The 14885-nt window shown below is 60.2% G+C and carries 15 protein-coding genes; 7 read left to right on the top strand and 8 right to left on the bottom strand.

Going from position 1 to position 14885, the window contains the following annotated elements; genetic code table 11:
* The first annotated feature begins 1 nt into the window (after position 1).
* Positions 2 to 1276 carry a uracil-xanthine permease family protein gene (locus tag QLG10_RS05690; RefSeq protein WP_020799756.1) on the top strand — a complete coding sequence of 425 codons (1275 nt, stop codon included), beginning with the start codon at positions 2 to 4 and terminating at the stop codon, positions 1274 to 1276.
* Positions 1277 to 1373: 97 nt separating this feature from the next.
* Here the strand turns inward: QLG10_RS05690 and hemH are convergent, their stop codons facing one another.
* Positions 1374 to 2399 (bottom strand): ferrochelatase, encoded by a 1026-nt coding sequence (hemH, locus tag QLG10_RS05685; protein ID WP_110751539.1) that lies wholly within the window; start codon positions 2397 to 2399, stop codon positions 1374 to 1376.
* 13 nt (positions 2400 to 2412) lie between these two features.
* Positions 2413 to 3315 (bottom strand): TIGR01777 family oxidoreductase, encoded by a 903-nt coding sequence (locus QLG10_RS05680; RefSeq protein ID WP_110751537.1) that lies wholly within the window; start codon positions 3313 to 3315, stop codon positions 2413 to 2415.
* Between the two features lie 198 nt (positions 3316 to 3513).
* Between QLG10_RS05680 and QLG10_RS05675 the strand changes: the two genes are divergently transcribed.
* From QLG10_RS05675 to QLG10_RS05650, 6 genes are all read left to right on the top strand, one after another.
* The gene (locus tag QLG10_RS05675; RefSeq protein WP_110751535.1) at positions 3514 to 4500 is read left to right on the top strand and encodes an NAD(P)/FAD-dependent oxidoreductase; all 987 of its coding nucleotides are present in this window, start codon (positions 3514 to 3516) and stop codon (positions 4498 to 4500) included.
* Positions 4501 to 4648: 148 nt separating this feature from the next.
* Positions 4649 to 5608: a DUF523 and DUF1722 domain-containing protein gene (locus QLG10_RS05670; RefSeq protein WP_110751533.1), complete on the top strand. Its 960-nt coding sequence runs from the start codon at positions 4649 to 4651 to the stop codon at positions 5606 to 5608.
* Positions 5608 to 6549, top strand: coding sequence for a MerR family transcriptional regulator (locus QLG10_RS05665; protein ID WP_188264163.1), 942 nt, complete (start codon positions 5608 to 5610; stop codon positions 6547 to 6549). The genes QLG10_RS05670 and QLG10_RS05665 overlap by 1 nt, the downstream gene beginning before the upstream one ends.
* Positions 6550 to 6583: 34 nt before the next feature.
* Positions 6584 to 8029, top strand: a complete 1446-nt coding sequence (phrB, locus tag QLG10_RS05660) for a deoxyribodipyrimidine photo-lyase (RefSeq protein WP_282486041.1) — start codon at positions 6584 to 6586, stop codon at positions 8027 to 8029.
* A 72-nt stretch (positions 8030 to 8101) separates the two neighbouring features.
* The gene (locus QLG10_RS05655; RefSeq protein ID WP_282486039.1) at positions 8102 to 8884 is read left to right on the top strand and encodes an SDR family oxidoreductase; all 783 of its coding nucleotides are present in this window, start codon (positions 8102 to 8104) and stop codon (positions 8882 to 8884) included.
* Between the two features lie 85 nt (positions 8885 to 8969).
* Complete coding sequence (locus QLG10_RS05650; RefSeq protein WP_110751525.1) at positions 8970 to 9275, top strand: YkgJ family cysteine cluster protein; 306 nt, start codon at positions 8970 to 8972, stop codon at positions 9273 to 9275.
* 60 nt (positions 9276 to 9335) lie between these two features.
* Here the strand turns inward: QLG10_RS05650 and QLG10_RS05645 are convergent, their stop codons facing one another.
* The 6 genes from QLG10_RS05645 to hemA form a co-directional block, all read right to left on the bottom strand.
* Entirely contained in the window at positions 9336 to 9854 is a 519-nt protein-coding gene (locus QLG10_RS05645) for an acyloxyacyl hydrolase (protein WP_188264166.1), read from the bottom strand.
* 116 nt (positions 9855 to 9970) lie between these two features.
* On the bottom strand, positions 9971 to 10762 hold the full coding sequence (gene murI, locus QLG10_RS05640) for a glutamate racemase (RefSeq protein WP_188264167.1): 792 nt from the start codon (positions 10760 to 10762) through the stop codon (positions 9971 to 9973).
* Complete coding sequence (locus QLG10_RS05635) at positions 10755 to 11510, bottom strand: molybdopterin-synthase adenylyltransferase MoeB (RefSeq protein ID WP_188264168.1); 756 nt, start codon at positions 11508 to 11510, stop codon at positions 10755 to 10757. The genes murI and QLG10_RS05635 overlap by 8 nt, the downstream gene beginning before the upstream one ends.
* Entirely contained in the window at positions 11504 to 12334 is an 831-nt protein-coding gene (prmC, locus tag QLG10_RS05630; protein WP_083349750.1) for a peptide chain release factor N(5)-glutamine methyltransferase, read from the bottom strand. The genes QLG10_RS05635 and prmC overlap by 7 nt, the downstream gene beginning before the upstream one ends.
* Positions 12335 to 13417, bottom strand: coding sequence for a peptide chain release factor 1 (prfA, locus tag QLG10_RS05625; protein ID WP_020799741.1), 1083 nt, complete (start codon positions 13415 to 13417; stop codon positions 12335 to 12337).
* Entirely contained in the window at positions 13414 to 14703 is a 1290-nt protein-coding gene (gene hemA, locus QLG10_RS05620) for a glutamyl-tRNA reductase (protein WP_188264169.1), read from the bottom strand. The genes prfA and hemA overlap by 4 nt, the downstream gene beginning before the upstream one ends.
* Positions 14704 to 14885 lie beyond the last annotated feature (182 nt).

Below are 14885 nucleotides of genomic sequence, written 5' to 3'. Positions count from 1 at the left end.
CATGCAGCAAGAGTTCAACGATCCGCTCTGGCGCACGGTGCTGTCTGGCGCCCAGATGCTGTTCGTGGCCTTCGGCGCCCTGGTGTTGATGCCGCTGATCACGGGGCTCGACCCCAACGTGGCACTGTTCACCGCAGGCCTGGGGACGATATTGTTCCAGGTCGTCACCGGGCGCCAGGTGCCGGTGTTCCTGGCATCGAGCTTCGCGTTCATCACCCCGATCATTCTCGCCAAGGGCCAGTTCGGCCTCGCTGCGACCATGGGCGGCGTGATGGCGGCCGGTTTTGTCTATACGTTCCTCGGCCTGGCAGTGAAAATCAAAGGCACCGGCTTCATTGATCGCCTGCTGCCACCGGTGGTGATTGGCCCGGTGATCATCTCCATCGGCCTGGCAATGGCGCCGATCGCCGCCAACATGGCGATGGGCAAGGCCGGCGATGGTAGTGAATTGATTCATTACCAGACGGCGATGCTGATCTCGATGCCGGCGTTGCTGACCACCCTGATCGTCGCAGTGTTCGGCAAAGGCATTTTCCGCCTGGTGCCGATCATTTCCGGCGTCTTCGTCGGGTTTGCCATGTCGTTCTACTTTGGCGTGGTCGATACCGCGAAAATTGCCGCTGCACCATGGTTCGCCATTCCCCACTTCACCGCGCCAGAATTCAACTGGCAGGCGATCCTGTTCATCGTTCCGGTAGCCCTGGCCCCAGCCATCGAGCACATTGGCGGCGTGATCGCCGTGGGTAGCGTGACCGGTCGCGATTACTTGAAGAAGCCTGGCCTGCATCGCACCCTGCTGGGCGATGGCATTGCCACCACCGCCGCCGGCCTGTTCGGCGGTCCGCCCAACACCACCTATGCCGAAGTGACGGGCGCGGTGATGCTGACCAAGAACTACAATCCGAAAATCATGACCTGGGCGGCGATCTTCGCCATTAGCCTGGCGTTCATCGGCAAATTCGGTGCGCTGCTGCAAAGCATTCCGGTACCCGTGATGGGCGGGATTCTCTGCTTGTTGTTCGGCTCGATTGCGGCCGTGGGGATGAACACGTTGATTCGCCACAAGATCGACCTGGGTGAAGCACGCAACCTGGTGATCGTCTCGGTGACGCTGGTGTTCGGTATTGGCGGCGTGCTGGTCGGCACGGGCACAGGCCCGGACGATTTCGGCCTCAAAGGCATCGCGCTGTGCGCGGTGGTGGCGATTGCGCTGAACCTGATCCTGCCCGGCAATGACAGCTGGAAGCACAAGAAGGCGCAAGATCCGCTGTTGTAATGCCTTGAGTTCATCACCGTCGATGAAATAGCTTTCGCGAGCAGGCTCGCTCCCACAGAGGAGATCTATTGTGGGAGCGAGCCTGCTCGCGAAGCTTTTAAAGCACCAGCGGTGCTCGCTCGCACAACGCGCTCAACGCCTTCGCCCACTGCGGATCATCATTGAGGCACGGCACCAGCACCAACTCCTCCCCTCCCGCCTCGCGGAACTGCTCCAGCCCCCGATCGCCGATTTCTTCCAGCGTCTCGATACAATCGGCCACGAATGCCGGGCACATCACCAGCACCTTTTTCACGCCGCTTTTGCCAAGCTCATCCAGGCGAGCCTCGGTGTAGGGTTCGATCCACTTGGCGCGCCCAAGGCGCGACTGGAACGACACCGACCATTTGTCGTCCGGCAATCCCATTCGCTTGGCGAACTCGGATGCCGTGCGCAGGCATTGGGCGCGGTAGCAGGTCGCCAATACTTCTGGCGAAGCGGTCTGGCAGCAATCAGTGCTTTTGAAGCAATGGTGACCGGTAGGGTCGATCTTGCTCAGGTGCCGCTCCGGTAATCCATGGAAGCTCAACAACAGGTGATCGTAACCCTGCAGCAAATACGGGTTGGCGCTGGCCACCAGCGCGTTGAGGTATTCCGGTTGATCGTAGAACGGCTGGAGAATCGAAAACTGCACATCCAGCCGCTTCTCGCGCACCACTCGCTTGGCCTCCTCGATCACCGTGGTCACGGTGCTGTCGGCGAACTGTGGATAGAGGGGTGCGAGGGTGACCTTCTTGTGCCCTTGGGCCGCCAGGCGTACCAACGTCGATTCAATCGATGGCTCGCCATAACGCATTGCCAATTCCACCGGGCCGTGATGCCACTGCTCAGTCATAGCCTGTTGCAAGCGACGGCTGAGCACCACCAACGGTGAACCCTCGTCCCACCAGATCGACGCGTAGGCATGCGCCGACTGTTCGGGGCGCTTGATCAGAATCAGCGAAACCAGCAAGCGTCGCACCGGCCATGGCAGGTCGATCACATACGGGTCCATCAAAAATTGATTGAGGTAACTGCGCACATCCGCCACCGAAGTGGAAGCCGGTGAGCCCAGGTTGACCAGAAGCAACGCGTGATCGGTCATGCAACGTCCTATTTCAAAGGCGGCTGGAAAGGTCGTCCAGGGCCGCGCGCAAATCAGTGAACTGGAAAGTGAATCCCGCTTCCAGCAAGCGAGCCGGTACTGCCTTTTGGCCGCCCAGCAACAACAATGACAACTCACCCAGGCCGACCTTCAATGCCAGGGCCGGCATGGGCATGAACGTCGGGCGATGCAGCACGCTGCCCAACGTCTTGGCGAACTCTCGGTTGCGCACCGGTTTGGGCGCGCAGGCATTATAAGGACCACTGGCGCTTTGCCGGTGCAGAAGAAAATCAATCAGGGCAATTTGATCGTTGATATGGATCCACGGCATCCACTGCCGGCCACTGCCGATAGGCCCGCCCAGCCCCAGTTTGAAAGGCATCAACAGGCGCGACAAAAAGCCGCCCTCTGCCGACAACACCAGTCCGGTACGAATGAAAATCACGCGAATGCCCAAACCTTCGGCGCGCTGGGCGGTTTCCTCCCAGGCAATGCATAACTGACTGGCAAAATCATCGATGACCGGTGGTGAATCCTCGGTCAGTTCGCGTTCACCGCCATCGCCATACCAACCGACCGCGGACCCAGAAATCAGGACCGGCGGCTTCTGTTCACGGCTTTCGAGCCATGCCAGCAGGCTTTCAGTCAGGGTGATGCGGCTACTCCACAACAGGGCTTTGCGTTTGTGGGTCCATGGGCGATCGGCAATGGGGGCACCGGCCAGATTGACGATGGCGTCGAGCGGGTCTTGGCCGATTTCTTCAAGCCGCCCAATGCCGCGCACTTGGGCGCCGCAGATCTTGGCGACCTTTGCAGGCGTGCGGCTCCAGACGGTAAGGCGATGCCCTTGACTCAACCAGTGCCGGCAGAGCTGACGTCCTATCAAACCAGTACCGCCGGTCAGCAATATGTGCATGACTTCTTCCTCGCGTGGCGTTTTACTCTGATCACTAGTCTATTTTTATAAGCAAGGGATCTTTTGGTATCGGGTAGGCTCTGTGTTTAACAATAGGCCAAGCTGTCAGAACGAGAACGCTGAAAGTTATACCAAAAAACAATATTGTACAGGTTTCAACCCCGGCGTAGTCTGTACAGACAGGTAAACGAGGCCCTTATGACTGTACCTATCGCAATCATCGGCACCGGCATTGCCGGACTCTCAGCCGCACAAGCCCTGACCGACCTGGGGTATGTCGTGCAACTTTTCGATAAAAGCCGCGGCAGTGGCGGACGCATGTCGAGCAAGCGCAGCGATGCGGGTGCCCTGGACATGGGTGCGCAATATTTCACCGCCCGCGACCGTCGTTTTGTCACCGAAGTCCAGCGCTGGCAGGCCCGGGGCTGGGTCGCCGAATGGACACCGCAGCTGTACACCTTCCATGGTGGCCGGCTCGATCTGTCGCCGGACGAACAGACGCGCTGGGTTGGCACCCCGCGGATGAGCGCAATCACCCGCTCCCTGCTGGGCGACCTGGAAGTGCATTTCGCCTGCCGGATCACCGAGGTGTACCGCGGCGAAGAACACTGGCACCTGCAGGATGCCGAAGGCTTCACCCATGGTCCGTTCAGCCATGTGGTCATCGCCACCCCGGCACCCCAAGCAACCGCGCTGCTGGCCTCCGCGCCAAAACTCGCTGGTGCCGCCGCCGGGGTGAAAATGGACCCTACCTGGGCCGTTGCACTGGCGTTCGAGACGCCCCTGGAAACCCCCATGGAAGGCTGCTTCGTGCAGGACAGTCCGCTTGACTGGCTGGCTCGTAATCGCAGCAAACCAGGGCGCGACAACACCCTCGACACCTGGGTGCTGCACGCCAACAGTGCCTGGAGTCGCCAACATATCGACTTGCCGAAAGAAGCAGTGATCGAGCAATTGCACGGCGCGTTCGCCGAGCTCTTGCATGATGCCATGCCCGCACCCAGCTTCAGCCTGGCCCACCGCTGGCTCTATGCCCGCCCTGCCAGCAGCCATGAGTGGGGCACCCTGGCCGATGCGGACCTGGGCCTGTATGCGTGCGGCGACTGGTGCCTTTCCGGACGCGTCGAAGGTGCTTGGCTCAGCGGCCAGGAAGCTGCCCGACGCTTGCATGCACACTTGCAGTGAACTGCATCAGACCGAGTTGAAGGCTGGTAACCGTAGGAGCCGCCAACAATCCTGTACAAACAATTTGACTTGTACACCTTTGAATCTATGATGAACCTATGTTGTACAGACTTTCAGCTCTGTACAGGTTTAGATTCCGAGGTGTTCGATGCCCATGCCCCCTGCCAAACCGAAAATCGCCATCAGCGCCTGCCTGATGGGTTTTGACGTGCGCTACAACGGCGGGCACAAGGCATCGCGCCTGTGCATCCAGGTCCTCAGCGACTATTTCGACTTCGTCCCGATCTGCCCTGAAGTCGCCATTGGCCTGGGCACCCCGCGCCAGCCAATCCGACTGGTAGGGGATGCGGATGCACCTCAGGCCGTCGGCACTGTCGACCGCGAGATCAACGTCACCCGGCCGCTGGCGGACTATGGTCGGCAAATGGCGGCGGAACTTGACGATATCTGCGGTTACATCTTCATGCAGCAATCCCCTTCCTGCGGCCTGGAGCGGGTCAAGGTCTACCACGTCAATGGCGCACCGCAGAAGGGTGGAGGCCGGGGCATCTACGCCCAAGCGTTCTGTGCCCAGCAAGGGGACCTGCCGGTGGAAGAAGACGGTCGGCTGAACGACCCGGTGCTGCGAGAAAACTTTATCACCCGCGTATTCGCCTACAGCGCCTGGCAACAGTTGCTGCAGGAAGGCCTGAGTCGCCGCGCACTGACAACATTTCACTCACGCTACAAGTACCTGCTGATGGCCCACAACCCGGTGCAATACAAAGCGCTCGGCAATTTGCTGGGCAACATGGGGCAGACCGACCCGAAAGAGCTCGGACCACGCTACTTCAGCCTGTTGATGGCGGCCCTGAAGCAATGCGCAACCCGCCGCACCCACACCAATGTCTTGCAGCACCTCTGCGGTTACCTGAAAAAAGCCATCAGCGCCGAGGACAAGAAAGAGGTGCAAAACCTGATCGGCCAATACCGCCAAGGCATCGTGCCACTGGTGGTGCCGCTGACGTTGCTCAAGCATCACTTTCGCCAGCATCCCGACCCGTACATCGATCAGCAGGCGTACCTGCAACCCCACCCGGAAAACCTCAGCCTGCGAAACGCAATCTAATGAAATCCCGACTCGACAGCAGCGCCAGCGAAGACTTTGGTGCCGACTTCAAGAAGGCCCTGGACGAGGGCTGGCTGCCGATTCGCGAAGTCGCCCGGCAGACCGGGGTGAACGCCGTGACGCTGCGAGCCTGGGAACGTCGCTACGGCCTGATCGTGCCGCACCGCACGCCCAAGGGGCACCGGCTGTTCTCGGCTGAACATGTGCAACGGATTCTGACGATTCTCACCTGGCTCAACCGCGGCGTGGCCGTCAGCCAGGTCAAGCAATTGCTCGACACACCGCAAGCTTTCAGCGAGCTCGTTGAAAACGATTGGCAAGTGTTGCGCCATACCCTGTTCACCGCCGTCACCCAGCTGACCGAACGCCCCCTGGACGACACCATCAACCAGGCCATGGCGTTGTACCCGCCGCGCACCCTGTGCGAGCAGTTACTCATGCCCCTGCTGGCGGAACTGGAACAACGCTGGCAAGGCCAGTTCGGCACGCAAATGGAGCGAGGATTTTTTTACTCCTGGCTCAGAAGCAAATTTGGCGCGCGCCTCTACCATAACAACCGTCAGTTACACGGCGCGCCACTGCTGTTGATCAATCACTCGGATCTGCCACTCGAACCTCACGTGTGGCTCACGGCCTGGCTGATCAGCAGTGCCGATTGCCCGGTGCAAGTGTTTGACTGGCCATTGCCCGCCGGTGAACTTTCACTGGCTGTCGATCTTCTGCAAGCACGCGGCGTGCTGCTGTATTCCAGCAAAGCCATAAAACTTTCAACGTTGCCGAAACTTTTAAACAGCCTTAGCTGCCCAAAAATGATCGTCGGAGCCGCGGTGAGCATCCACCACCCCGAGTTGTGCGCAATAACTTCCGAAATCAGTGACTTGTACCTGGCCGACAGCCCCTTGGCGGCGCACCAGGCACTCGTTCAACGCGGGCTCATCTAATGGCGTTTGTTCAATGAAACGGGCGAACACAACAATGCAATTGATCTGGCTGCGCAGCGACTTGCGCCTGCATGACAACACCGCCCTCTCGGCCGCGGCAGCCCGTGGCCCGACGGTGGCGGTGTATCTATTGAGCCCGGAGCAATGGCGCGAACATGACGATGCCCCCTGCAAAGTGGACTTCTGGCTGCGCAACCTGCAGGCGTTGAGTGGTGCGCTGGGGCAGTTGAATATTCCCCTGCTGATCCGCCATGCCTCACGCTGGGATGACGCACCGGCAGTGCTGCTCGAATTGTGTCGGCAATTGCAGATCGATGCGGTGCATCTCAACGATGAATACGGCATCCACGAAACCCGCCGCGATGCAGCGGTAGCCCAGGCCCTGAAAGCAGAAGGCATTGAGGTCCAGGGCTACCTCGATCAACTGCTGTTCAAGCCCGGCAGCGTGCTGACCAAAACCGGCGGTTACTTTCAGGTCTTCAGTCAGTTCCGCAAAGTCTGTTATGAACGACTGCATCATTCACTGCCCAGCCTGGTACGCACACCACTGGCGCAAACGGCATTGAATATTGCCAGCGACGCCATCCCGACGCAGGTCAAAGGGTTCGACGCCCCACCCGATAGCCTGCGTGAGCTGTGGCCGGCCGGTGAAGACGAAGCCCGGCGCCGCCTCGACAGCTTTACCGACATACAGATCGACTACTACCAGAGCGAGCGCGACTTTCCGGCAAAACCCGGCACCAGCCAGCTCTCGGCCTATCTGGCCGCCGGGGTGATTTCGCCCCGCCAGTGCCTGCATGCCGCGCTGCAAAGCAACCAGGGCGAGTTCGAAAGCGGCAAGGTCGGCGCCATCACCTGGATCAATGAACTGCTGTGGCGCGAGTTCTACAAACACATCCTGGTGGGCTACCCCAGGGTTTCTCGTCACCGTGCCTTTCGCCCGGAAACCGAAGCGCTGGCGTGGCGCAACGCCCCTGAAGAACTGGCCGCCTGGCAGCAGGGCCGCACCGGTTTGCCGATCATCGACGCAGCCATGCGCCAACTGTTGGAAACCGGCTGGATGCACAATCGCTTGCGCATGGTGGTGGCGATGTTCCTGACCAAGAACCTGTTGATTGACTGGCGCGAAGGCGAACGCTTTTTCATGCGCCACCTGATCGATGGTGACCTGGCCGCGAACAACGGTGGCTGGCAATGGAGTTCGTCCACCGGCACCGATTCGGCGCCTTACTTCCGGATTTTCAACCCGCTGAGCCAGTCGGAAAAATTCGACGCCGAAGGCTTGTTCATCAAGCACTGGCTCCCGCAACTGTCGGGGCTCGATAAAAAGGCTGTGCACAACCCGGCGCATCTTGGCGGTTTGTTCGGTGTGGCAGGTTATCCGGCACCGATCGTCGACCTGTCCAGCTCCCGGGCCCGCGCCCTGGCTGCTTTCAAGAACCTGCCGTCGCGGCAGACTGCCGGGAGCCTCCATGAATAGCCTCCTGCAGCGTCTCTATGAACACCAGATGGAATTTGGCCGGGCGGTTGGCTGCCTGCGAAGGAGAATGGGATGAGTCTTACTTCCGAGCGACGATACTGGTTGACCGGTGCGAGTAACGGCATTGGCGCCGCGCTGGCTGAAGAAATACTCAAGAGCGGCGCCCACCTGGCCGTTAGCGCCCGCTCGCTGGCCCCACTGAAAGTCTTGTCCCAACGTTATCCCGGAAAAGTATTGGTGGTCGCTGGCGACTTGACCAACAGCCAGACTGTACGTGAGATCGGCGAACGGATCGCTCGGGACTGGGGCGCTCTGGACACCGTGATCCTCAACGCCGGCACCTGCGAATACGTGAATGGCAAGCAGTTCGACGCCTCGATCATCGAGCATGTGGTGCGCACCAACCTGCTTGCCAGCAGCTTCTGCATCGAAGCCGCGTTGCCATTGCTGCGCGCTGGCACCGCGCCGCACCTGGTGGGCCTGGCCAGCTCGGTGACGTACCTGCCACTGCCCCGCGCCGAAACCTATGGCGGCTCCAAAGCCGGGATGCGTTACCTGTTCGAATCCCTGCGCATTGACCTCGCACCGGAAGGGATCGAAGTCACAATGGTCAATCCCGGGTTCGTCGAGACGACACTGAACGGGAAAAATGAGTTTCTCATGCCACTCTCCTGGAAGGCAGGAAAAGCGGCGCAGCACATCTTCCACGAAATCAGGCAGCGGCCACTGGAGATCGCACTACCGGGGATGTTGATGTCCACTCTGTGGCCGCTACCGAAAACGCTCGACCGGACAAAGTTGGCGATTGGCAAACGCATGGTTCGCAGCAGCCCGCCAATCATGGATCAGTTGTGATGAAAAGGCTTTCAGCGGATGCCCGCGACTGAGCGTCCGTCAGAGCTTTCACACGGTGGCGGCTGACTGCCTTACACTGCGCGCCATGAAAAACATCCCTCACATACAAATCGCCACCCCGGCGGTGACCTGCTCGACTTGTGCAGCCTGCTGCTGCCAGCTGGAAGTCATGCTGATCACCGATACCGGCGTGCCCGAGCGATTCATCGACACCGATGACTGGGGCGGGGAAGTCATGTTGCGCCTGGACGACGGCTGGTGCGCCGCGCTGGATCGCAACACGATGATGTGCACCATCTACGAAAAACGCCCGCTGATCTGCAGGGAATTCGAGATGGGGGCGCCGGAATGCATCGAAGAGCGCCAAGGGATTTCGACGGCGTATCGCTGAAACTCAATGTGGGAGCCAGCAGGCTGGTTCCCACAGGGCATGTCGCTCAAACAGTGATCCTTACAACGGCATCGTGTAATGCAGTGCATAACTTTCTATACCATCGTTCGGGCTGGTAATCCCGGCATTGGAATAGTGCGTCGCGCGAATTCCGACTTCATGCCCACCGGCAAAGCGCAGGCCCACACCTAAGCGGTCCTCGAACTGAAACGCGCTGCCCAGTTCATTGCTTTCGACTTCAGTACTGGCGAACACCGCCACGCCAAACCCGAGCTCGACGTAAGGTTTAACGCTTTGACCGGCGAACTCGTAAACAAACACTGGCGAAAATGAAAGGCTGTGATTACTGCTGGTCTCGTCGCCATCCCAATAGGTGTAGGCGCCGCTCCAGTAACCGGTCAAACGACCAACGTCGCTCTGCCACCAACTCTTGTCCCAATCGAATTGCATGCCCAATCGATAAGTCATGGTCGATTCGCCGGTCTCACCGACTCCGAACTCCACGCCTGCTGCTTGCGCAGTAAAACTGTGCCCCATCAATGCAGCCGCAATCGCGGCCAAGCAAAATAGTCGCTTCATAGAAACATCCTTTTCCCAACGATTACGTTTGGTTTTTTATTGCTCTACGTTCACTGCTATAGAAGTCGACGGTTATTCAGAAGTTCAGCCCAGATTCTTCCCCTGCCCACAATTGCTTACCCTTCAAAGCTTCGCACAACACCAGCGTTATTCCACAGTATCGGCAATATATTTGTGAAATGAACAGGGTCGGCGCTCGTCCAGAATTGCGCAGCACGAGCAGGCCCGGCGGCCAGTAATTCGCGCTCGGCGAGCAATCGCTGAAGCTGACGCGCAACCGCCGCACCTGTATCGATCAGGCTGATGTCGTCGGGGATCATCTGTTTGAGCAAGGGCTTGAGGAAAGGGTAATGGGTGCAGCCCAGGATGATCGTGTCGGCGCCCTCGGCAAGCAGCGGCTGGACGTAACGCTCCAGCAACTGGCGCAGGACGGGACTGTGCAGGTCGCCTTTTTCGATTAACTCGACCAACCCGGGGCAAGGTTGGGTGATCACTCGAACGTCGGTGGCGAAGCGGTCGAGCAATGCGGCGAACTTGGCGCTCTGCAAGGTTCCCGTCGTGGCCAGCACGCCGACCACGCCACTGCGGGTAGCGGCAGCGGCCGGCTTGACGGCGGGCTCCATGCCGACGATGGGCCATTGCGGGAAATCGCGGCGCAAGTCGGCAACACCGGCGACAGTGGCGGTGTTGCAGGCCAGGACAAGGGCCTTGGCGCCCTGGCGTTGAAAAAACTCGGCCATGACGCTGCAACGCTGGCGGATGAATTCCGGGGTTTTCTCGCCGTAGGGAATGTTCCCGCAATCGGCGACATACAACAGGGATTCGTCAGGCAACAAACGCTGGATCTCGGCTAGCACCGAAAGCCCGCCGACACCGGAGTCGAATACGCCAATCGGCGCTTCACGCATGCTTGGGCCCACAGACGCTGCAACCCGGATCTCGCTTGACTCGCAACTCGCGAAAGCGCGAACCCAAGGCGTCGATCAACAACAGGCGCCCCACCAACGGCTCGCCGAATCCGGCCAGCAACTTCAGCGCTTCAAGCGCTTGCAGGCTGCCGACCAATCCCACCAACGGCCCGACCACCCCGGCCTCACTGCAGGTCAATTCGGCTTCGCTGCCGTGCCCATACAAACAGTGGTAGCACGGGCTTTCTGCTCGACGCGGATCGAACACCGACAACTGCCCTTCAAGGCGAATCGCCGCGCCACTGACCAACGGCTTGCTGGCGCTCACGCAAGCCGCGTTGACCGCTTCACGGGTGGAGAAATTGTCGGAGCAATCGAGGACCAGGTCTACGGCGGCTACAGTAGCGGCCAGGGAATCTGCATCGAGCGCTGCACGATGAGCGATCAACCGGATTTCGGGGTTGATCGCCGTCAGGCGCTTGATTGCCGAATCGACTTTGCCCATGCCGACGCTGTCGGTGTCGTGAATGATCTGGCGCTGCAGGTTGGTCAGGTCGACCGTGTCGAAGTCCGCCAGATGCAATTCGCCAACCCCTGCGGCGGCGAGATACAGCGCTACCGGCGCACCAAGGCCTCCGAGGCCGACGATCAATACTCGGCTGTCCTTGAGCCGCAACTGGCCGTCGATATCGATGTGTTGCAGCAGAATCTGCCGACTGTAACGCAGCAACTCCTGATCATTCAGCACGGCAGGCGCCCCAGACTGATGCGTTGGTGACCGCCCAGATCGGTGCGGCTGTGAACTTGCTCAAACCCGCGGGTCAACAGCAAATCGCGGACGGCCTCGGCCTGATCGTAACCATGCTCGAGCATCAGCCAGCCGCCCGTGTCGAGATGGTCTGGCGCCTGGGCGACGATCAGACGCAGATCGTCAAGCCCGTCGACACCGGCCACCAGGGCGCTGGCCGGTTCAAAACGCACATCGCCCTCGACCAGGTGCGGGTCGGTGGCTGCAATGTAGGGCGGGTTACTGATGATCAGTTGAAAACGTTGACCTTCCAGGGCGCTGAACCAATGGCTGCTCAGTACCTTGGCGTTATTCAGATGCAGGCGTTGGCGGTTGCGTTCGGCCAGGGCTACGGCTTCCAGCACGCGATCCACGGCAGTCACGCTCCAGGCCGGACGCTCGCTGGCCAGGGCCAAGGCAATCGCGCCACTGCCAGTGCCCAGGTCGAGTACGTTGGCGGGGGTGGCCGGCAACAGCTCCAACGCGGCCTCCACCAGCAACTCGGTGTCTGGCCGCGGGATCAGCGTGTGCGGCGCAACTTCCAGGTCGAGCTTCCAGAAACCTTGCTGGCCAAGAATGTACGCCACCGGTTCACCGCTGCGGCGGCGCTGCAGATACTCGGCGAAGGTCAATGCCGCTTCGCTCGGCACGATGCGTTCCGGCCAGGTGTGCAGGAAGCTGCGGGACTTGCCCAGCGCGGCCGCCAGCAACAATTCGGCATCCAGGCGCGCCGTGGGCGAGTCGGGCAGATCGGCTGCGCGCAACAAACTGGCAATGATCGTCATTTACTCACCTATCGCGGCCAGTTGATCGGCCTGGTATTCGGCCAGCAACGGCTCGATCACGGCATCGACGCCCCCGGCGAGGATTTCGTCGAGCGAATACAGCGTCAGGTTCACCCGGTGGTCGGTCACCCGGCCCTGGGCAAAGTTGTAGGTGCGGATACGTTCGGAGCGATCGCCCGAGCCCACCAACAGCTTGCGCTCACTGGCGATGGCATTGGCGGCGGCACTGGTTTGCTGGTCATTGAGCTTGGCCGACAGCCAGGACATCGCCCGCGCACGGTTCTTGTGCTGCGAACGCTCTTCCTGGCACTCCACGACAATACCGGACGGCAAGTGCGTGATGCGGATCGCCGAATCGGTCTTGTTCACGTGCTGACCGCCCGCACCGGAGGAGCGGTAGGTATCGATGCGCAGGTCTGCCGGGTTGATCTCGATCGCTTCCTGCTCGTCCGGCTCAGGCAACACCGCCACAGTGCAGGCCGACGTGTGGATGCGTCCCTGGGATTCGGTCGCCGGCACCCGTTGCACGCGGTGGGCGCCGGACTCGAACTTCAGCTTGCCATAGACGTTGTCGCCTTCGACTCGCGCAATCACTTCCTTATAGCCGCCGTGTTCACCCTCGTTTTCCGAGAGAATCTCCACCCGCCAGCCGCGACGCTCGGCGTAACGCGAGTACATGCGGAACAAGTCGCCAGAGAAAATCGCCGCCTCGTCACCGCCGGTGCCGGCGCGGATTTCGAGGAATACGTTGCGCCCGTCATTCGGGTCCTTGGGCAGCAACATGCGTTGCAGATTGGCTTCGAGCTCGACCAGGCGCTCCTTGGCTTCGCGGACTTCTTCCACGGCCATCTCGCGCATGTCCGGGTCACTATCCTTGAGCAACGCCTGGGCGCCTTCGAGGTCGCCCTGCACCTTGAGCAACTGTTTGTAGGTTTCGACGATCGGCTCGACTTCCGCGTATTCCTTGGAATAGGCGCGGAACTTGTTTTGATCGGAAATGACCTCGCCATCGCCAAGCAAGGCGGTCAATTCCTCGAAACGGTCCTGGAGGATGTCCAGCTTATTGAGCAGTGACGCTTTCATTGCGGTTTCTTATCCGAAAAGCTATCCGATGAGCCCTCACCGAGGGCAAAGAGTTCCTGGGCCATCGCCAGCGCATCGAGGCGACCTTCGGCAGAGAGCTTTTTCAACTGCACGCTCGGTGCGTGCAAGAGTTTATTGGTCAGGCCGCGCGCCAGTTGCACCAGCACCTCCTCGGGGCTGCTGCCATTGGCCAGCAGGCGCTGGGCCTTTTGCAATTCTTCGTCGCGCAAGCGTTCGCTCTGTTGACGATAGGCCTTGAGCACGTCCACCGCCGCCAACTCACGCAGGCGCACCATGAAGTCTTCGGCGCCCACCGAGACCATCTCTTCGGCCGCCTGGGCTGCACCCTGGCGACTCTTGAGGTTCTCGGCGACCACTTCGTGGAGATCGTCGACGCTGTAGAGGTATACGTCGTCCAGCTCGCCGACTTCTGGCTCGATATCCCGTGGAACGGCAATATCGACCATGAAGATCGGTTTGTGCTTGCGCAGCTTCAGGGCGCTTTCAACAGCGCCCTTGCCAAGTATCGGCAACTGACTCGCCGTGGAACTGATGACAATGTCGCTGCGCACCAACTCCGCTGGAATGTCCGATAGCAGCACCGCATGGGCGCCAAACTGCTCGGCCAGAATGTTCGCGCGCTCCAGCGTGCGGTTGGCCACCACGATACGCTTCACGCCCAGGTCGTGCAGATGGCGGGCGACCAGTGTGATGGTCTCGCCGGCGCCGATCAGCAAGGCCTGGCTACGTTGCAGGTCACTGAAAATCTGTTTGGCCAGGCTGACCGCAGCAAACGCCACGGACACCGGGTTCTCGCCGATGGCGGTGTCGGTGCGCACTTGCTTGGCCGCATTGAACGTCGCCTGGAACAAGCGCCCGAGCAAAGGCCCGACAGTGCCGGCCTCGCGAGCCACGGCGTAGGCCGACTTCATCTGGCCGAGGATCTGCGGTTCGCCCAACACCAGCGAATCAAGCCCGGAGGCGACTCGCATCATGTGACGAACTGCCGCATCGTCCTCGTGCACATAAGCGCTTGCGCGCAGCTCGTCGAGGCTCAAATGATGATATTCGGCCAGCCAGCGCAGCACGGTATCCGCCGACAGGTGATCCTGTTCTATATAGAGTTCACTGCGATTGCAGGTGGAGAGGATCGCAGCTTCGCGGCTGTCGGTGAGTCGGCAGAGCTGCTGCAAGGCCTCGACCAGCTGCTCAGGGGTAAAGGCCACGCGCTCGCGGACGTCTACTGAAGCAGTCTTGTGGTTAATACCGAGTGCAAGGAAGGCCATTCAAAGTCGCTGGTGGTGACGTGAAGCCGGCAATTGTCCTACTTCGTCAGATTCAGAACAACTACTCGATATCTATTGGCCTGGTAGGCGGTATCCCGACCTGCGATCCATTCTCGTTTCAGCCTTTGTAGGAGCTGCCGCAGGCTGCGATCTTTTGATCTTGAAAAAGCAAAATCAAAAGA

This window comes from Pseudomonas sp. V98_8, from assembly GCF_029967975.1.
In the GTDB taxonomy this organism is placed as follows: Bacteria; Pseudomonadota; Gammaproteobacteria; order Pseudomonadales; family Pseudomonadaceae; genus Aquipseudomonas; species Aquipseudomonas umsongensis.
Note: the sequence above shows the minus strand (reverse complement) of the source record. Positions and strands in the feature narration are given on the sequence as shown.